This is a genomic window from Acinetobacter sp. YH16052, from assembly GCF_013417155.1.
Classification (GTDB): domain Bacteria; phylum Pseudomonadota; class Gammaproteobacteria; order Pseudomonadales; family Moraxellaceae; genus Acinetobacter.
Genome location: NZ_VPEO01000028.1, coordinates 1 through 19,074, shown reverse-complemented (window position 1 = coordinate 19,074; position 19,074 = coordinate 1). Strand labels below are relative to the sequence as shown.

Genomic DNA, 19,074 nt, shown 5'->3' with positions numbered 1-19,074 from the left:
AGCAAGAGTGAACCACCTGATCCCTTCCCGAACTCAGAAGTGAAACCTCTTAGCGCTGATGGTAGTGTGGGGTTACCCATGTGAGAGTAAGTCATCGCCAGCTCATTATTCCAAAATCCCCCTCCGCATTAGCAGAGGGGGATTTTTTATGTGTGGTTTTTAGAAATAAGTCTTTTATTTTTGATTCTGATTTCTATATGCATTCATTTCCTATCGAGCTCCACGAACTTATTAATTTAAGTGTATAGAAGTATTTATCTAAAACCTTATTAAAGTCTTTTTAGAAGGATGATTCGCGTTAATATGACTAGTGTTATCCGGTCGATATAGTTTGATCTAAAAGATTTTACAGTCCTATCTTATAAATCCTAAAAAATAAAAAACCAGCGAATCGCTGGTTTTTTATTGCAGATTATTTTAGCCAAACACACGCATTACGGCTGCGATTAATACCCAAAGAATGGCAATCGCTACGATTGGTTCAACAATCTTTGCCCATTTTGGGGTGTCGACAACAATCACTTCTTCGATATCTTGATGCTGCTGATTCTGGCTTACCATTTGATTAAACTCCTTCATTGATGCTTCCAATGATAGCTCTTCTTGCACAATTGGTTTAGAGCCTTTGAGTTCTGTTAGCTTGTTTGTTGTCCAAACCCAATCATCTGCTTGACCAGATAAATGTTCAATTTGCCCGGTCAGTAATTCCTGAATGCTATGGATATTATGGTTGCCGGTATCATGCAGTTGTTTTAATTCAATAAGCTGTAAATGAAAAATTTCTGAAGTGCTGTACTCAAGCTGGGCTCGATCCAGAGTGGATTGATTTTCCGGACTGGTAGCGAGATGACGCACGATTTCCAGGATATATAATTCATCAGGATGGTTGATTTCATTATAAATTTTTTGTGGGTTATGACGCCATTCAGTAATAAGTTTACCTAAAGTTAAGGCATTGATTTCTGATATATATTTTCGTCTTTCTTCTTTTGTATAGTCTTTTAGAAGCTCAGGCTTTTGAGTCTCTATCTGTTCAACAAAATATTGTACTAAATCAAAAGCCATTCACTTGCTCCATTATTTTTAATCTAATAGTCTTAAAGTCGGTTTTTTCTTTGGTTGTTCAGTTTGTTCTTCAGTGCTTGATTTTAAAGCATCTTCATCATTTTGTGTATGCTCATATTCACCTGGATCAAAGAATAAACCTTGACCATTTTCACGTGCATAAATACCGAGTACTGCTGCCATAGGAACATAAATATCACGAGAAACGCCACCAAAGCGAGCCGAGAAGCTAATGGCATCATTGCTCATATGCAGCGCATGTACGGCATGTGGCACAATATTCAGGACAATCTGTCCGTCTTTAATAAACTGCTCAGGAACCATGGTATTTGGGCGTGTGGCATCCACCAGCAGGTAAGGCGTCATATTGTTATCGCAAACCCACTCATAGATTGCACGTGCCATATAGGGACGGGTAGGGCTAAGGTTGAATTCTTGTTCGGACATGAGGTTTCTCTACGGGTGCTTGAGTTGCGCTGAATAACGGTTCTTTTCCTGCAATGTCATGGATTTTACAAAGGCAGGACGACTGAAAATTCGTTGGCAATATAAATAAAACGGACGGCATTGCTGCTGTGGTAATTCTACGCCCATCTGTTTCAGACGGATAAAAATTGGTGCCAGCATACAATCCAGGATACTAAATTGTTCAGACATAAAATAGGGAAAATGCTGGAATAGTGGCATCAGTGAAATCAGGATATCCTGTAACTGCTTTTGTGCCTGAGTTCTGGCTTTCTTATCCAGCGTATCAGGATGGCATAACATGATATCAGCCAGCTTCAGCCAGTCATTTTCAAAGCGCCAGATGTATTGTCGTTGCTCTGCCCGGGGCATCGGAGCATCGGCATACAGTTTATTCTGACGATAACGATCATCTACATATTCTGAGATAATCGAAGTATTAAATAATTTAAGTTCATTTTCGATCAGCATCGGCAATTGATTATAAGGATTAAGGCTGGCCAGATCCTCATCATCGGCATCCACCAAAATCAGGTTATATTTAATCTGTTTTTCGGTAAGCACATAGCGAATCCAATGGGAACGAAAGTCATCGGCATGACTATAAAGAGTGATTCCTTGAAGAGGCGCGCTTTCGACTGACATAAATCCTGATGAGCTTCTAATGAATAGACTAGGATACTAAAATTCAACCTAAAAAGCACCAAGCATCAAAGATCAATCGGCTTGAGCCGAGGTAGATTAGAAGAAAAACAACTGGAGGAAAATAAGATGCTGATCAAGCTTCCTGTCATTTTGCTGTTTATCTGTATTGGGATTGCAAATTATTATTTGATGAAGTCATTCTGGTGTCACGAAGGGGTATGGGGTAAGGATGTACATGAACAATAACAAGAAAAAAGTTCTAAATGACCCACTAACCGCCATAAAAAAACCCTGGAAAATCCAGGGTTTTTTGTCCGATTCGGTAAACGAATTAACGTTTAGAGAACTGAGGACGTTTACGAGCTTTACGTAAACCAAGTTTCTTACGTTCAACTTCACGAGCATCACGAGTAACGAAACCAGCTTGACGAAGAGCAGGTTTTAAAGTTTCGTCAGAAGCGATCAATGCACGAGTAATACCGTGACGGATAGCGCCTGCTTGACCACCAATACCACCACCAGCAACAGTGATGTAAAGGTCATATTTGTCAGTAGCTTCAAGAAGCTCAAGTGGTTGGTTAACAACCATACGAGCAGTTTCACGACCGAAATACTGTTCAAGAGTACGGTTGTTAATTACGAGTTTACCAGTACCAGCTGATAGGAAAACACGTGCAGTTGCGGTCTTACGGCGACCTGTACCATAATTAGTAGCCATGTGCTGTTATCCCTTAGATGTCCAAAACTTGTGGCTGTTGAGCAGCGTGTGGATGCTCAGTACCTGCATACACTTTCATTTTCTTGATCATTGCATAACCAAGAGGACCTTTAGGTAACATACCTTTAACAGCTTTTTCTAGAACTGCTTCTGGTTTGTGAGCGATTAACTTTTCAAAGTTAGTCTCACGGATACCACCAGGGAAACCAGTGTGGCGATAGTATTTCTTATCTTGTGACTTTTTACCAGTCACAGTGATTTCTTCAGCATTGATAACAACGATGTAGTCGCCAGTGTCAACGTGAGGAGTATAAGAAGTTTTATGCTTACCGCGTAAACGACGAGCGATTTCAGTCGCAAGGCGACCTAAAGTTTTGCCAGAAGCATCAACAACGTACCAGTCGTGTTGAACTTCAGCTGGCTTAGCGCTGAGAGTTTTCATTAAACCACTACCTATTATAGTTGGTTTGGACTATGGAATCTGTCCAAACTAAAGGAGACGCGATTCTAAACGAATACGTGAAGAATCACAAATGAAAATTAAAATTTCAAGCGCTGTATTTTATCTAATCTCCTTGGTGAAAGAAAGACCTAAGCCTTTATATGCTACAAAAACTGCAACTATATTTGTAACCATAGTTTCAATGGTATCAAAATATTGATTTATAAGTACTCTTTGCAATGATTACTACAGCGTAGGCGTGATCGGGTTATAATATTTCTCAGCTTTGCCAAATTGAGAAGATGATGCTGCCTTTATATGTCACCAGTGGGGAACCTGCCGGAATTGGTCCTGATATTTGCCTGAGTCTTGCAGATCGTGTTGATGAGCGCCCAATTGTGGTATTGGCGGATATTCATATGCTCGAGCAGCGTGCTCAGGTACTCAAATTATCGGTTGAGCTGATTGAATATCAAGGACAGGAGTCATCTTCAGGCATCGGTCAGCTATTTGTAGAGCATGTTCCCGTGCAGCAAGACGTCGTATTGGGTGAGCTGAATCCGAACAATGCGGCTTATGTACTGGAGCAACTGCGTCGATCCGCAGACTATGCCATGTCAGGAAAAAGTGTCGGCGTCGCGACTGCGCCTGTACAAAAGTCCGTGATAAATGAAGCGGGCATTTCTTTTAGTGGTCATACCGAGTATTACCAGGAATTTGCTGGTGTTCCACGTGTAGTCATGATGCTGGCCACCAAAACTTTACGCGTGGCCTTGGCCACTACCCATCTTCCGCTTCGTGCCGTGGCAGATGCGATTACGCCTGAACGCTTGCATCAGGTGATTGATATTCTGATTCACGACCTGAAATCCAAATTCAAGATTGAACAGCCGAATATACTGGTTTGCGGTTTAAATCCGCATGCCGGGGAGGGCGGTTATTTGGGGATGGAAGAAATTGAAGTGATCAATCCGGTACTCGAAAGCTATCGTGCCCAAGGTATCAACATGAGTTTAAGCCTACCTGCTGATACTTTATTTACTCCAGAAAACCTAAAAGATACTGATGCTGTTCTGGCGATGTATCACGATCAGGGCTTACCTGTGTTAAAATCACAGGGCTTTGGTGAAGCCATTAATATTACCCTCGGCTTACCGTTTATTCGAACTTCTGTTGATCATGGCACAGCACTCTCCCTTGCGGGGACGGGACTTGCGAAAAGTTCCAGCCTGCACGTTGCTGTCGATTTAGCCCTCGATCTGGCGCGCCACTGATTATTGTTCATCACTCACGTTGGAAATGTTTTTATGTATCAAATTAATGCCTTAAACCCAAAAGATGAAGGGCATCAGGCTCGAAAAAGATTTGGTCAAAACTTTTTACATGACCAGCGTGTCATTGCCAAAATTGTACGCTCAGTCAATCCGCGTCCAGGTCAGAACATTCTGGAAATTGGCCCGGGTCTGGCCGCTTTGACTTCACCTTTAATTGGTGAATGTGATGCCTTAACCGTACTTGAGCTGGATCGTGATCTGGCTGCTGGCCTGCCGGGTCGTGTGCCGCATCCGGAACGTTTAACCATTATTGAAGCCGATGCCTTGAGATACGATTATTCTCAGTTGTTCCAGGAAGATCGTCCATTACGTGTGGTCGGTAACTTGCCCTATAATATTTCAACGCCACTGTTATTCCATCTCTTGGAATTTGGTGACAAAGTGCAAGACATGCATTTCATGCTGCAAAAAGAAGTGGTAGACCGCATTACCGCATCACCCAATACCAAAGAATATGGCCGTCTGTCGGTGATGATTCAATATTTCTGTAAACCGACTTTCCTGTTCGAAGTGCCACCTGGATCTTTTAATCCGCCACCAAAAGTGACCTCAGCGGTATTCCGTTTAGAGCCTTATAAAGTTAAACCGATTGTGGCGAAGAATGAAAAAGCTCTGACACGACTGGTATCGCATGTATTTACCCAGCGTCGTAAAACTCTGCGTAACAGCTTGAAGGGTATGCTGGTTGAAGAGGGTTTTGAAAAAGCGGGTGTTGATCCGATGGCACGTCCAGAAACACTGACACTTGAACAGTTTGTTGCACTTTCAGATCAAATGGTGGCTTAAATTACGATGAACCGTACTGCTCGATATAATTATGTGATTGGGGATGTTCAAGGCTGTTTTGAGGCTTTGAAAGCTTTGCTTAAAGAAATCAAGTTTGATGCAGATCGGGATTTTATCTGGTTTGCCGGAGATTTGGTTGCACGTGGTGAAAACTCAATTGCAGCATTGCGGTTTATCAAAAAGCTGGCTGAGCAAGGTGCAGCTGCGACGGTCTTGGGAAATCATGATTTGACTTTGCTGGCTTATGCCCGCGGCATCAAACCGGTGAAAGAAAAAGACAATATCCGTGATGTGATTGATGCGATCGACAGTGATGACTTGATTGACTGGCTGCGCAAACAGCCAATGTGTCTATTTCCAAATGAGCAGACCATTTTGACGCATGCTGGAATTCCGAATATCTGGAGTGCAGAAAAAACTGCTCAATTGGCACAAGAAGTCGAAGCGATCATTGCTCATGATGACTTCGAGGTGCTGGATGATTTTCTGAAAGAAATGTTCGGGAAAGAACCCGCACTTTGGTCGGATCAGCTACAAGGCCATGAACGTATTCGCTGTATCGTGAACTACCTCACCCGAATGCGTTTAACTGACGCTGAGGGACGTCTGGAATACAGCTTTAAAGATGCGCTGGATGATCCGATGCCGGAAGGATTTAAACCTTGGTTTGAGTTTGAATCACAGGCCGCACAAACTCATCAGATCCTGTTTGGTCACTGGGCCGCCTTGAACGGTAAAACCATTTCGAACAAGATTCAGAATGTAGATGGCGGTTGTGTCTGGGGTAATCAACTCATGGCATTCCGCCTAGAAGATCAGCAGATGTTTGCAGTGGATAATCCGGCGATGTAAGCACATTCCATAAAAAAGCCACGTGATTACGTGGCTTTTTTAGTTTTAAAATTTAGTCTGCTCGAATCCAGGTCTGGTTACGGCCTAGAACTGAAACGCCAATACTGGCACGTAAGGTTAAACGTTTACCGGTATTGTTTAAACGCATTTTTGCATCATAAATTTTACCTGCCAATGGATCGATAATACGACCTTTGTCATAATTTTTGGTGCCTTCAACCAGTTTTAGGCCTTTTAAAATGGTCATGCCTAAAATAGGCTGATTGGTATAAGGTGCAGGGCAGTTATTGCATTTTTCACGTGGATTATAGTCTGGGCGAGGCGTGATTTTTACAATTTTGCCTGAATAGGTATTATTTGCTTCTTTGCTAATGACGATAATCGCTTTAGCCGCCCCCGTTTTATCATCAATTTGTTGCCAGGTCCCGGTAATATCGTTTGCCCACAAATTCGTCATACATCCTGCTGTAAGCGCGGCAAGTAATATTTTTTTAAACATAGAGAGTCATTCCAAAGAATTTTTATCATCGCCCGCTCATGTTAGAAATCTTACTAAAATAGTCAACACTTATCTGAATACTATAGAGTTGATACACTAAAAAAAGCTGCCAATTTGGCAGCTTTTTTGAATAATGAGAATTAGGTATTAATCTTGGCGAATCCAGGTCTGGCTACGGCCTAAAGCGGACACACCCACATAACCACGCAAGGTTAAACGTTTACCATTGGCATTTAGACGCACTCGAGCGTCATAAACTTTACCTGCCAATGGATCAATCACTTTACCTTTTTCATAATTGTTGGTGCCTTCCACATGTTTTAAGCCAGTCAATACATCCATGCCCAAGATCGGCTGGTTGGTATAAGGTGCAGGACATTTACTACAGGTTTTCTGTGGGGTATAGCCTGGACGTGGAGTTACTTTAATAATTTTTCCAGCAAAAGTCCCATTATCATTTTGACGAATTTCAATAATCGCTTTTGGTGAGCCGGTTTTATCATCAATTTGCTGCCAGATGCCAGTCAGATCCTGCGCATAAGCAGTCTCAGTCATCAGTGCAGCGATGAACATTAATCCTAATTTAGTTTGTTTCATTATATTTATTCCTTTTTTATAGATGAATAAAATATCCTCAACACAAAAGTGCTGTTTTTATTAATCCTGGCGAATCCAGGTTTGTGTGCGACCAATCGCAGATATTCCGATATATCCACGTAAAGTCAGTCGTTTCCCATTGGCAGAAATCCGGCCTTTTAAATCATAAATTTTACCGGTTAATGGATCGAGTACCCGGCCATGTGCATAGTTATTTGTAGTGGTGGGTTTCAGTCCTTTAATGACGTCTAATCCCAAAATCGGTTTATCGGTATAAGGAGGTGGACATTTGACACATTTTTCCCGTGGCGTATAACCTGGGCGAGGTGTGACTTTATTAATCGTTCCGGTATACGAGCCATCAGCCTGCATTTTCATGTCAATCAATGCTTTAGGTGAGCCGGTTTTATCATCAATCTGTTGCCAGAGACCAGATAACTCCTGAGCAAAGGCCAGAGAGCTAGTGAATAAAGAAGCTGAAAAAACAGTTAAAAGTGTGATTTTATACATGCGATATCCTTATCCTTATTTTTTTATGAACATTCACCTAATTCCATGTGGTGAATGCTGATGCAAACTACGTTAATACACTTTCATAATCTATATTGCATGAAAAAAGCATATGTTTAATATTCATACAACCTAATGCATTAAAATGCAAGTTTCTATCTACTAAAGCATAACTCCATCACATTTTTTTAATTAAGCAGGAATTAATCCTGCTTAATCCAGGTTTGACTACGGCCAAGCGCTGAAACGCCGATATAGCCACGTAGGATCAGACGTTTCCCATTGGCACTTAATTTTGCCTTGGTGTTATAAAGATTCCCTGATAATGGATCAAGCAGCTTGCCTTGAGCAAAACTGTTATTGCCGACGTGCTTTAAGCCAGTGAGTACATCCAGACCAAGAATAGGTTTATTGGTATAAGGTGCGGGACAGGACACACAATTTTCTTTCGGAGTATATCCAGGACGCGGGGTGATTTTTGTGATCTTGGCAGCATAGACGCCGGAAGCCGTCTCACGAATTTCCAGGAATGCTTTAGGTGAACCAGTTTTGTCGTCAATATTTCTCCATGTCCCTGAAAGGTCAGAGGCCAAAGCCAGATGGCTGAAAGAGGCTAAAAGTAAAGTTGAAAAAAATTGAACTTTATTCATATATCTGTTCCTAGGTTGGATTAGAGTTCTTACTCTATAGTAAGAACGATTACCACATAAAACAAATGATTAATTTGATTCACTAGTCACATTTTTTGCAAATAAAGTATAAAAGTTGGCAACCAGATCGCGGTAAAGACCGCATTTACCGCCATGCCAAAGGCAGCATAACGACCTGCAACACTGCCGCGCTGCCAGGCCTGAGCTGTACCAATGGCATGTGCGGCTAGTCCTAAAGCCAGTCCAGAAGCGCGCTCATCATTAATATGTCTCAGAATAAATGGAGAAAAAGCTGCACCAATCACACCAGAAAGAATCACGATTAGAATGACCATGCTGATGGGCGCATCCAGCAAGGTGGCAATATTAATCGCAATTGGAGTGGTCACTGCGCGGGTAGCAAACGCCATAATGTCTGCAGAGGACATATGCAGCAGATAAGCCAGTCCCATCGGTAAGGCGACAGCACTGATACTGGCAAAAACCAAAATGCCGATAATGGCTTTGAGCGGCAGGTCATCGTAGCGCATCGCGGCCAGAGGGATAGCCAGGGCGACGGTCACATAGCCGAGTAAATGGTTGAAAAGCGGATTAACTTCATCCATGTAATTTTCATAAGGAATGCCTAGCACAAATAAAATCGCCAGTACAAAGAACATGCTGAACACGATGACGGGAATTTGCGGTATGAACCGGTTACAGGGTTTGGCAATCAGATAGGCGCTGAGCGTAACCGCAAAGCCATACAAAATAGATAACATGCGGAACTCCTATAACCAGCGCTTGGCCATTTTGGCGTAAATCCATAAAGGAATCAGGGTGCTGAAAAACATGATGAACAGAAAGGCCGGAATTTTCTGGCCCATATGTACCAGCATCATCAGTGCACCTGCACTGACAGGCAGGAAAGCAAAGGCACTTTCCTTCATCAGTTTGTTATTGGTATCCACGAGGCGAGCGGGGAGTTTGCCAAAGTAGCGCCAGGTAAACAGCGCAATTAAAAGACTCAATAACCCGACCAGATTGCCTAATTCAGGATGATTCAGTTGGGTCATTAACCAGACCGAAGCTTCCCGAAAGACAATAATAAGTAACAGGGTGCCGATCCATGCTGGCCAATCTATTCGTTTTATCCAGTTCATTGCTATGATCATTAATATTAATAAGTTTACTTATCAAGTTTTACTCGATCTTTGACTGGATTTCAAACGCTTCCAGTGGACGCTGAAATTGCTGCGCCTGTTTGCCTAGAATTTCATCTAAAGGTAAATGCGCCTGTTTAATCAACTGTTCCAGTTTTTGTGGGGCAATTCGAATATGCAGATGTAGCTGACCTTCATCATCATAATGTTCAGACTGGATCACATTCAAACTATAGAGCTGGTTACGCAGCTTGCCATAAGCGGGTTTCAGGATTAAATCGAAGGACTGTAGTTGCCCCATCAAGGATTCATGTACCGCTTTACGCAGCAGGTCGATACCTTCGCCACTATGTGCCGAAACATAGACCCGTTCCGGTTCACCCGGGCGTCGATAAATAATTTTGGCTTCTTCACCGCTACAGTCAATTTTATTGTAAACCTGCAGGATCGGCACATCTGCACCAATTTCTTTCAGCACTTTTTCTACAGCTTCAATCTGCTCCAGCATTTCTGGGCTGCTTGAATCAATGACATGCAGTAATAGCGTGGCTTCTACGGTTTCCTCCAAAGTCGCCTTAAAGGATTCCACCAGCGAATGGGAAAGATTACGGACAAAACCTACTGTATCGGCCAGTACCAGATTGCCGATTCCATCCCATTCCAGACGCCGTAAGGTTGGGTCCAAAGTGGCAAACAGCTGATCGGCTGCATAGACATCGCTGTTGGCGAGTAAATTAAACAGGGTAGACTTACCAGCATTGGTATAACCCACCAAAGATACCGTCGGCACAGCCGCTTTTTGACGAGCCACACGGCCTTGCATCCGGGTCTGGCGGACTTTATCAATGCGTGCCTTGAGCTGTCCCATACGGATACGCAGCAAACGGCGGTCTGTTTCCAGCAGGGTTTCACCCGGGCCACGTAAACCAATCCCGCCTTTCTGGCTGTCGAGATTGCCACGACTACGAATTAAACGTGAAGATAAATGTTGTAACTGTGCCAGTTCGACTTGCAGCTTACCTTCATAGGTACGAGCACGCTGGGCAAAAATATCCAGAATCAGTTCAGTACGATCGACCACGCGGCATTTGATCACCTGTTCCAGATTTCGGGCTTGGGCCGGGGTCAGGGCATGGTCAAAAATGACCAAATTGGCCTCCAGTTCTTCAACACGTTCAGCAATTTCTTCTGCCTTGCCGGAGCCGATAAAAAATTTGGCGTCAGGTTTGATCCGCTGAGCATGAATATGTTCCAGAATTTCAGCATCTGCAGACTGTGCCAGCAAACGAAACTCTTCAGCATCAAGGTCATCCAGCATCTGTACGCTGACACTCACCAGAATGACGCGCTCTTTCCCTCGATGTTGTTGTAAATATTCCACTCAGGCCAATCTCCACTTGAAAACTTTAGTGTAGTTGAAAAAGGGCTGTGCAGATACTGAATTAGCGCGGCTTTGGTTTAGAGTACGCTGATAAACAGTTGTGCAAGTGTTACCAGTACCACGGCATAGATGAAAGTGCCGCCCAAAATATATTTGAGCACTTGTAAAGGTTGTAGTGTGTCGTTCGCGGGCTGGGTTTGATCTGGCATGGCTACGATCCTTTTCAATCTAATATTTCGATAGTTTTATTTTGAATGATTTTTTAATCCAATTAAAATTGAAGATATAGATGCTATTGGTCGATTTTTATTATCAATGCAAGTTGCGAATGAACAGTATAGAATGAGTTTAATTCGTGGATATTCCCTGTATCTCGCTTAGGATTTAATGACGTTTTTATGAACTCAACTGTACAAAACCAGACTCCAGATATCGAAGGCTTGGCCAAGTTTTTTCTGTATAGCCGGAAAATTACCGCCTCATTGGCCACCATCAGTGAGGGGTTCTATTTGGTTTTTCGTCATGGCTTATATAAAAATCCGAATAACCCGACCAATACTCGCTATGTGCAACATTTTTGCCGCCAGTTATGCAAAGTATTCAATATCGAAGTGCGGGTACATGGCGAGATTCCGCGTGAACCCGCCTTATGGGTCAGTAATCATGTGTCCTGGCTGGATATTGCCGTTCTGGGTTCCGGAGCGCGCGTATTTTTTCTGGCAAAAGCAGAAATTGAGAACTGGCCGATTTTAGGGAAATTGGCCAAGGGAGGGGGTACCTTATTTATTAAACGTGGTTCAGGAGATTCCGTCAGGATTCGTGAACAAATTACCGGTTTCCTGAAACAGAATATTCCGGTGCTGTTCTTTCCTGAAGCGACGACTTCTGATGGGCGAGCCATCAAAAAAGTGCATGGCCGGATTTTAGGCGCCGCGATTGAAGCGCAGCGTCCTGTACAAATCTGTCTGATTTGTTATGTGAATCAGCAGGGCGAACTCGATATGGTTGCGCCGTTTGTCAATGACATCAGTTTTGCCGCCCATGTCAAAAAAGTACTGGAAATGCCGCAAGTCATTGCACATTTAGTGGCTTTACCTGCAATTGCCACTGAAGGGCATACGGTTGAAAGCCTCACCCGTGTGGTCCAGGAAAAAATGCAGACTGGCCTGGTTGAACTTCAGTCACGGGTATTAAAAAAGCCTCAATAAGAGGCTTTTTTATGGTTTCTGTTCAAAGAATCCAGCTTACATAAAACCTTCAATTGGCAGCCAAGACACCAGTTTAAGGCTAGCTTTCTGATACCATTTCATTTTTGGTTCTTTGGTAAACGTTTGAACGTCACCATTGGCTTTCTTGATTTTCCAGTTAATGTTCTGATTCGCATCCAGCACCAGTTTATACGCATATTTGCTTAAATTTTTGTCCATGGTGTCGTGTACTGCACGTGCTAAAGACGGACTGTTCAGCAACACACCAATTTCAGTATTCAAATAGGCTGAACGCGGATCAAAGTTAAAAGAACCAATAAACACCTGTTTTTGATCTAGTGCCATCAACTTGGCATGCAGGCTGGAACGACTCAATCCTTTCAGGCTAACTTTGGCTTTTTTCGAAATTTCCTCTGTATTAGCATTTAGGTGATTAGCTTCTGGCGCTGCCAAGAACTCATACAGCTGCACCCCATTTTCCAATAGATCCTGACGATATTTGGCATAAAAGGCATGCACCACGGCAACGTCGTTGGCCTTAAAAGAGTTGGTCAGGACGCGAACCTTGATATTCTCATTCGCCAGTTTCTTTAAACGGTCTGCACCAATTTTTTCCGGAACAAAATAGGCAGAGACAATATCGACACTTTGTTCAGGTTTTTCCAGACGCTGTAATAACTGGAAATTGAGATGTTCTTCGGTTTTGGCTTTGGCCTTGATTTTGCTCGGTGGATCTTTGACTACTTCGGCTTCAACCCAATCCAGCTGAATGTTTTGTTCCAGCCATTGGTCAAAGGCTCTGGAACGATTGGCCAGATCCAGATAATTTTGAGTCGCTGGCTCCTGACTATGGGTTTCTAGCTGTTGTTTTAAGCTTGGAAAACGTAAAGCATGATGCCGTGGATTCACAACCTCTTGCACCGGATAGGCATAATCATCATTCCAGTATTCATCGAAGGAATGAATGATTTCATCCGATGCCGCACCGACCAGCATCACATCGACATCAGAGAACTGATAGCTTTCACTGACATTATAATACTGGTTACTCATATTGCGCCCGCCAATCAAGGCAATCTGGTTATCGGCAATAAAGCTTTTATTATGCATGCGGCGGTTAATGCGCTTTAAATCCAGCACTATGTCCATGGCACGGTATTTACGGAAGCGATAGGGGTTATACAGTTTGACATCGATATTTTGATGCTGGTTTAAGGCCAGATAAATCCCTTCCATTTTCTTGGCATTATTGTCATCCATCAACAGGCGCACTTTTACGCCACGATCCGCTGCCTGAATAATCGCATGCAGGGCGAGGGCACCGATTCGGTCGTTATCCCAGATGTAATATTGCAGATCCAGACTGCGTTCCGCTTTATTAATCAGCTGAATCCGCGCAGCCAGTGCTTCAAGCGGATCATACAGCACGCGATAACCGGTCAACCCGATGTTCTGATCACGTAAAGGTTCAACAATTTGTGCCAGGCTGGTTCGCGATGTATCCGTTTCAAATGCCATCTGGCTTGGCTGTTCGGTTTGCTTGGGTAAGGTGCTACACCCAGGCAGACCCAGTACCAGGCTACAGCTCAGTAAAATGCCGGTTTTATAGCGATGAGTGCGTATAAAACTTGAGGATTGAAGGTGAACTTGATCGCGGGGAGCAGTGGCCATATAAGTCGAAGAATGAAAAATTAGAATTGAGTATAATTGCCAGCTATGAAAAGATAAATATAAAGCCAGTAATCTGCTGCTCGACTGAATAAGGCCAATTTATGTGGGATTCGAATTCCGTACTGTTTTATTTTTATTTGGGAATGGCGATTTTAGCCATCTGGGCTGTGGCTCAGGCATGGTCGAGCCAATCACGTACCGAAACCATTCATCCCTTTAAAGCTTTTGGTCATTTGCTGGCTTTTTATCTTGCCTATTTATTAATCCCTTTGGTTTTCTTCAGTATTTATGCTGGATGGACGGGTTATTATTCACTGCATGAAGCCATTTTTGTATTTTTGCTTAGTGGGGTTTTGACTTATGCACGCTTTATCGAGCCGCATTTAATTCAAGTGAAAACGACACAATATCAGATCAATGCAGATAAACGTTTAAAGCAGCCGGTGAAAATCGCCCTGATTGCAGATTTGCATATTGGTCTTTTTTCAGGTCATGAGCGGCAGTTGCGACAAATTGTACACAAATTAAATCATATTCAACCTGATTTGGTGGTGGTTGCTGGCGACTGGACTTACGAGCCAGAAAATAAACTGGCACAGGAACTGGCCATTTTAAAAGAGATTCACGCTCCTGTTTATTCGGTCAATGGTAATCACGATGAGCAATATCCCGGACCGCCAATTCGAGAATTATTGCACTATGCATTGCAAGTCAATCAGGTTATGGATATTGAAGGTCAAATTGTCGAATTTGATGAATTCCGACTTTTGGGCGTGGGTGATCTCTGGGCTGGTAAAGCCGATATGCGCAGTTTGCCCGACTTGCCTCAGGACAAGCCTTGGGTGATTCTTTCGCATAACCCTGATACGGTCGATATGATTCCAAAACTGCCGACGCGTCCTCTGATGTTGTCTGGACATACCCATGGCGGACAGGTAGAGCTGCCTTGGCTAACTAATTACGTCATGAAAAAGGTTTCAATTTTGGGACATAAAAAGGGCATGTACCGTCATGAACATGCAGATGTGTTCGTCACTGTTGGTACCGGCTTGGTCGGTGTACCTTTCCGTTTTCGGGTGCCACCTACCATTGATATTATTGAACTAATCTAAATTCAGTCGGCATTCTGTACTGCGTTAACTGATAATCCAGACCAGAATCAATAACACGACTGCGACGGCTGCCATCATCCAGATTTTCTTTTCGATTTTTCGGGTTGGCACATTTTCACGTAATTGTTGCGCAGTGATTTCAGCTTCTGTGGATGTGCTCAAACTAGGATGGGTGGGGATTTCCAGTGGCGGTGTCACCAGGTCGATATCACCGGCATCATCACTAAAGCGTGGACCGGTACTTTCATGCTTCATGACCACATCATGTTCCCGCACAATTTCATCAATCACTTGCAGCGCCTGAGCTTCATCCAAGGGTGTATTCTCGGTGATATAGCGAACAGCTTCTAATTTTTTACCATCTTCCAGCAAAATAATGATATTGACCAACTGCTCCTGCGAGAGGTATTCAATAAGATCCTGCATGGCCTTGCCTCATTTTTTTAAATTGAGTTCATTTGATTGTTGAGCAAATTTAACGAGATAAGTAGCCGAGTTTTGTTGTGAAATGATAAAAAAAGCCAGCATCAAGTGCTGGCTTTTGAATCAATCTAAAATCTTAGATCTGATTATTTACATCATCATTCTTGGTTTCACGAATCAGCAAAAACGCGACAAGCGATAGGATAGATGCTGCGGTCAGGTAATAACCGACTGCAGACAAACCATAGGCCGTTGCCAACTTGGTTGCGATTAGCGGTGCAAATGATGCACCGAAGATGCCTGCCAAGTTAAAGGTTAATGCAGAACCCGTATAACGTACTGAAGTCGGGAAGATTTCAGACAATACCGTACCGATTGGCCCATAAGTTAAGCCCATGATCGCCAGACCAATACACAAGAACAGGAACACCACCAAGGTGCTGCCAGATTCAAGCATATCTGCAAAGAAGATACCGAAGATCGCAGAAATGACACATACCGCAATCGAAGTAGTCTTACGGCCAAATTTCTCTGCCAATACTGCTGAAAGCGGGATGAATGCAGCAAAACACAGAGTTGCAACTAACTGCAATTGCAGGAATTCTTCACGAGAATAACCAAGTTGTTTGGTTCCCCATTGCAGCGCAAATACCGTAGTAAGATAGAACACAACGAAAGTACAGATTGCAGCAATCGTACCCAGAACCAGCATGCGGGAATGCTTTTTGAATACCTGAACAAAAGGAACATTCACTTCTTTCTGTTTATCCAGCACTTTTTGGAAAGCAGGTGTTTCATGCAATTTTAAACGAATCCATAAACCCACAATTACCAACAAGGCACTTGAGATAAACGGAATACGCCAGCCCCAAGCCATAAAGTCAGCTTCAGACATGAAAGCGCCAAGCGTCAGGAAAGAACCTGTTGCCAGAATAAAGCCGATTGGAGCACCCAGTTGCGGGAACATGCCATACCAGGCACGCTTGCCTTCAGGGGCATTTTCAGTTGCAAGAAGTACAGCACCTGACCATTCACCACCTAGACCCAAGCCCTGACCTAAACGGCACAGTGCAAGTAACAATGGCGCAGCAATTCCGATTTGCGCATAAGTTGGTAACAGGCCAATCGCAACGGTTGAAATCCCCATAGTTAGCAAAGCTGCAACCAAGGTGGCTTTTCGTCCGATCCGGTCACCTAAATGACCAAATAATGCTGCACCAATCGGACGGGCAATAAATGCAATGGCAAAAGTCGCAAGAGACTGAATGGTTGCGGTCATTGGATCTGTACTAGTAGGGAAGAACAGATACGGAAAAATAATGACAGCAGCGGTGGCATAAATATAAAAATCGAAGAATTCGATTGTGGTGCCTACCAAGCTTGCTGTTAAAACGCGAAATTTTGAATTTTGTGCTGGCTGAGCAGCAGAATTAGACGACGCCATGGAAAACCTTACACTTACTAAAAATAAAAAAACTTAGTTTTAAAAGCGTAATCTTTTTAAAAAAGGCGTAATTTTTTAAAAAAACAACTGCAATCTTCTCGCTTCAACTCGCTCAGGGTCACTGAAATGAAAAAGGAGATGATTAAATCACGTAAAGATAGATAGACAGAAAATGTGATCCTGCGCCTATCAATACAAATATGTGCCAGATAGCGTGGGTATATCTTACTCTTTTTAAAGCGTAAAACAATGCACCCAGGGTATAAGCGAGTCCACCAATGATGAGAAAGGTTAAAGATTGAGCACTTAAATATTGCTGCATGTCATCAATCACCAGCAGCGCCAGCCAGCCCATGGCCAGATAAGCCGCCAAAGAAAGTTTCTGGAAACGATGAATGAAAACGAACTTGAAAAGTGTGCCAAGAAGGGCAATCACCCACAGCGCAATCAATAAATACTGGGCTTTGGCGGTCGGAATGGCAATTGACAGGAAAGGGGTATAGGTTCCGGCGATTAAATAATAAATCGCAGTATGATCGACTTTTTTATAAAAATAACGGCGGTCTGCTGCAGTGGCCATGTGATAGAGCATAGAAGCAGAAAACAGCAGAATCATGCTCAGTGCATAAACCCACAGTCCAATCCATTGTCCAGTACTTAGGTAAGACCCTTTAATAATCAAAAGAATACCAGCAACAATGGATAGCCCGGCACCTACGCCATGACTAATATAGTTAATCCGTTCCTCATTTTGATCATAATCTGGAACCAGTGGAGCATTCTGCATGATTGTCATTCTTCTTCAAATATACACTTGTATAGTAATTCAATTTTGCTTTTAGGTTAAGAAGATTTAAACTTGATGCGCAATTCATTTCAGGTTTTATCTATGTCAACGCTGGCAACTCTCTCAGATCAGGAACAGCAATTCTTGGACACCTTTCAGCAAGCTGTTGAAAGGGATCAATTTGATCGCCTGATCTTAAGCCAGTATAAAGGTGAACTGCAGGATTTAGAAAAAATGACCTTGCGAGTCATTACATTAAATGAACAGCGCGTATTGAGCTGCCTGTATCGTTACAAGACGCAGGATGTCACCAAGAATTATCCTTTGGATGAAGCATTATTTCAGGTTACTTCACTACTGGCGTGTTGCAAACAAGCCAATCTGATCACCGTCGATGAAGAATTACAGCTGAAAAAAAACAAGAAAAAAGCCATGTTAACGCGCAGTAAACATAAAGTAGCGATGAATCAGGCGAAGCCTGCTGAACAAGGTCATGACCGGATTAAACAACGTTTTGTCGATCAGGACAGTATCTTTCTCCAGCATCTCGGGATTACCGATCAAAAAGCGCAAATTATTCCGAGCATGGCGCGCAAATGGAAGCAGATTAATAAGTTTGTGGAAATTTTCTCAGGTGCCCTGGCGCAGATTAAGCCACAAGCCGAAGGCCTGCGCGTGGTGGATTTTGGTTCGGGTAAAGGCTATCTGACCTGTGCTTTATATGACTATATGCAAAAACATGGTCAAACGCCGCATGTCACGGGGGTAGAGCTTAATCCGAAAATGGTTGAATTCTGCCAGAATGTCGCGCAGCAATCTGGTTTTGATCAGCTGGACTTTTTCCAGGGGGATGTGCGTACTTATGCGCCAGAACGTCTGGATGTGATGATTGCCTTACATGCCTGTGATGTAGCAACAGATTTTGCGATTCATAGCGGGATTCGCCTGAATGCACAGATGATCATGTGTGCACCGTGTTGTCATAAGGAATTGCGTCCGCAGTTGCAGGCGCCAAAAGTCCTCAGCCCGATGTTACAGTTTGGTATTCATGCCGGACAGCAGGCAGAAATGTTGACCGATACCATTCGTGCTTTACTGCTCAAAGCTTATGGTTATGAAACCAAAGTTTTTGAATTTGTGGCGCTGGAACATACCAGTAAAAATAAAATGATTCTGGCGACAAAACGCAAAGACTATCAACAACCCGATCAGGAAGTGATGTGTGCTTAAAAAACAGGAGGGTTTAACTTGGTAAACTATACATACTCATTAGGAGTTTACCATGAGCAAGAAACAGAAGACTTACACCGCAGAATTTAAAGCTGAAGCCATAAAAGCCATTG

22 protein-coding genes, 1 rRNA gene and 1 pseudogene are annotated in these 19,074 nt (G+C 43.1%); 7 read left to right on the top strand and 17 right to left on the bottom strand.

Features of this window, described 5'->3' with window-relative positions:
* Positions 1-103: ribosomal RNA gene (gene rrf / locus FTV42_RS14120) — 5S ribosomal RNA — on the top strand; the annotation flags it as partial.
* A 314-nt stretch (positions 104-417) separates the two neighbouring features.
* On the opposite strand, the gene FTV42_RS14115 is transcribed toward rrf, so the two are convergent.
* The 5 genes from FTV42_RS14115 to rplM form a co-directional block, all read right to left on the bottom strand.
* Complete coding sequence (locus tag FTV42_RS14115; RefSeq protein ID WP_180039103.1) at positions 418-1,065, bottom strand: hypothetical protein; 648 nt, start codon at positions 1,063-1,065, stop codon at positions 418-420.
* An 18-nt stretch (positions 1,066-1,083) separates the two neighbouring features.
* Positions 1,084-1,512, bottom strand: a complete 429-nt coding sequence (locus tag FTV42_RS14110; RefSeq protein WP_004281679.1) for a ClpXP protease specificity-enhancing factor — start codon at positions 1,510-1,512, stop codon at positions 1,084-1,086.
* A gap of 9 nt (positions 1,513-1,521) precedes the next feature.
* Positions 1,522-2,175: a glutathione S-transferase N-terminal domain-containing protein gene (locus FTV42_RS14105; RefSeq protein ID WP_180039102.1), complete on the bottom strand. Its 654-nt coding sequence runs from the start codon at positions 2,173-2,175 to the stop codon at positions 1,522-1,524.
* Positions 2,176-2,506: 331 nt separating this feature from the next.
* Positions 2,507-2,893 (bottom strand): 30S ribosomal protein S9, encoded by a 387-nt coding sequence (gene rpsI, locus FTV42_RS14100; RefSeq protein WP_004281681.1) that lies wholly within the window; start codon positions 2,891-2,893, stop codon positions 2,507-2,509.
* A 13-nt stretch (positions 2,894-2,906) separates the two neighbouring features.
* Entirely contained in the window at positions 2,907-3,335 is a 429-nt protein-coding gene (gene rplM / locus FTV42_RS14095) for a 50S ribosomal protein L13 (protein ID WP_004281682.1), read from the bottom strand.
* A gap of 305 nt (positions 3,336-3,640) precedes the next feature.
* Here rplM and pdxA point away from each other — a divergent pair, with 305 nt between their 5' ends.
* The 3 genes from pdxA to FTV42_RS14080 are packed head-to-tail and all read left to right on the top strand — an operon-like array spanning position 3,641 to position 6,307.
* Complete coding sequence (gene pdxA / locus FTV42_RS14090) at positions 3,641-4,609, top strand: 4-hydroxythreonine-4-phosphate dehydrogenase PdxA (RefSeq protein ID WP_180039101.1); 969 nt, start codon at positions 3,641-3,643, stop codon at positions 4,607-4,609.
* Between the two features lie 33 nt (positions 4,610-4,642).
* The gene (rsmA, locus tag FTV42_RS14085; RefSeq protein WP_129717887.1) at positions 4,643-5,455 is read left to right on the top strand and encodes a 16S rRNA (adenine(1518)-N(6)/adenine(1519)-N(6))-dimethyltransferase RsmA; all 813 of its coding nucleotides are present in this window, start codon (positions 4,643-4,645) and stop codon (positions 5,453-5,455) included.
* A gap of 6 nt (positions 5,456-5,461) precedes the next feature.
* Positions 5,462-6,307: a symmetrical bis(5'-nucleosyl)-tetraphosphatase gene (locus tag FTV42_RS14080; protein WP_180039100.1), complete on the top strand. Its 846-nt coding sequence runs from the start codon at positions 5,462-5,464 to the stop codon at positions 6,305-6,307.
* 52 nt (positions 6,308-6,359) lie between these two features.
* Here the strand turns inward: FTV42_RS14080 and FTV42_RS14075 are convergent, their stop codons facing one another.
* The 8 genes from FTV42_RS14075 to FTV42_RS17650 all read right to left on the bottom strand — a co-directional run bounded on the left by FTV42_RS14075 (position 6,360) and on the right by FTV42_RS17650 (position 11,295).
* The gene (locus FTV42_RS14075) at positions 6,360-6,806 is read right to left on the bottom strand and encodes a DUF2147 domain-containing protein (protein ID WP_180039099.1); all 447 of its coding nucleotides are present in this window, start codon (positions 6,804-6,806) and stop codon (positions 6,360-6,362) included.
* Positions 6,807-6,953: 147 nt separating this feature from the next.
* Complete coding sequence (locus tag FTV42_RS14070; RefSeq protein WP_180039098.1) at positions 6,954-7,403, bottom strand: DUF2147 domain-containing protein; 450 nt, start codon at positions 7,401-7,403, stop codon at positions 6,954-6,956.
* A gap of 60 nt (positions 7,404-7,463) precedes the next feature.
* A complete protein-coding gene (locus FTV42_RS14065) occupies positions 7,464-7,913 on the bottom strand; it encodes a DUF2147 domain-containing protein (protein ID WP_180039097.1) in 450 nt (149 codons plus the stop codon).
* A 203-nt stretch (positions 7,914-8,116) separates the two neighbouring features.
* On the bottom strand, positions 8,117-8,563 hold the full coding sequence (locus FTV42_RS14060) for a DUF2147 domain-containing protein (protein ID WP_004281689.1): 447 nt from the start codon (positions 8,561-8,563) through the stop codon (positions 8,117-8,119).
* 86 nt (positions 8,564-8,649) lie between these two features.
* Positions 8,650-9,324, bottom strand: coding sequence for an LrgB family protein (locus FTV42_RS14055; RefSeq protein WP_044111685.1), 675 nt, complete (start codon positions 9,322-9,324; stop codon positions 8,650-8,652).
* A gap of 9 nt (positions 9,325-9,333) precedes the next feature.
* Complete coding sequence (locus FTV42_RS14050; protein WP_004281691.1) at positions 9,334-9,705, bottom strand: hypothetical protein; 372 nt, start codon at positions 9,703-9,705, stop codon at positions 9,334-9,336.
* Between the two features lie 40 nt (positions 9,706-9,745).
* A complete protein-coding gene (hflX, locus tag FTV42_RS14045) occupies positions 9,746-11,086 on the bottom strand; it encodes a ribosome rescue GTPase HflX (protein ID WP_180039096.1) in 1,341 nt (446 codons plus the stop codon).
* Positions 11,087-11,163: 77 nt separating this feature from the next.
* Positions 11,164-11,295, bottom strand: a complete 132-nt coding sequence (locus FTV42_RS17650; RefSeq protein ID WP_257223460.1) for a hypothetical protein — start codon at positions 11,293-11,295, stop codon at positions 11,164-11,166.
* Between the two features lie 189 nt (positions 11,296-11,484).
* Between FTV42_RS17650 and FTV42_RS14040 the strand changes: the two genes are divergently transcribed.
* Complete coding sequence (locus FTV42_RS14040) at positions 11,485-12,294, top strand: 1-acyl-sn-glycerol-3-phosphate acyltransferase (protein ID WP_004645956.1); 810 nt, start codon at positions 11,485-11,487, stop codon at positions 12,292-12,294.
* Between the two features lie 36 nt (positions 12,295-12,330).
* On the opposite strand, the gene FTV42_RS14035 is transcribed toward FTV42_RS14040, so the two are convergent.
* Positions 12,331-13,965, bottom strand: coding sequence for a phospholipase D family protein (locus FTV42_RS14035; RefSeq protein ID WP_180039095.1), 1,635 nt, complete (start codon positions 13,963-13,965; stop codon positions 12,331-12,333).
* 101 nt (positions 13,966-14,066) lie between these two features.
* On the opposite strand from FTV42_RS14035, the gene FTV42_RS14030 reads away from it, so the two are divergent.
* A complete protein-coding gene (locus FTV42_RS14030; protein ID WP_005266040.1) occupies positions 14,067-15,077 on the top strand; it encodes a metallophosphoesterase in 1,011 nt (336 codons plus the stop codon).
* 24 nt (positions 15,078-15,101) lie between these two features.
* Here FTV42_RS14030 and FTV42_RS14025 read toward each other — a convergent pair whose 3' ends face one another.
* The 3 genes from FTV42_RS14025 to FTV42_RS14015 form a co-directional block, all read right to left on the bottom strand.
* The gene (locus tag FTV42_RS14025) at positions 15,102-15,503 is read right to left on the bottom strand and encodes a hypothetical protein (protein ID WP_180039094.1); all 402 of its coding nucleotides are present in this window, start codon (positions 15,501-15,503) and stop codon (positions 15,102-15,104) included.
* Between the two features lie 133 nt (positions 15,504-15,636).
* Positions 15,637-16,944 carry an MFS transporter gene (locus FTV42_RS14020; RefSeq protein ID WP_004281697.1) on the bottom strand — a complete coding sequence of 436 codons (1,308 nt, stop codon included), beginning with the start codon at positions 16,942-16,944 and terminating at the stop codon, positions 15,637-15,639.
* 142 nt (positions 16,945-17,086) lie between these two features.
* Positions 17,087-17,731, bottom strand: a complete 645-nt coding sequence (locus FTV42_RS14015; RefSeq protein WP_180039093.1) for a hemolysin III family protein — start codon at positions 17,729-17,731, stop codon at positions 17,087-17,089.
* A 102-nt stretch (positions 17,732-17,833) separates the two neighbouring features.
* On the opposite strand from FTV42_RS14015, the pseudogene FTV42_RS14010 reads away from it, so the two are divergent.
* Positions 17,834-18,952: pseudogene (locus FTV42_RS14010) on the top strand (SAM-dependent methyltransferase); the annotation flags it as partial.
* Positions 18,953-19,074: the final 122 nt, after the last annotated feature.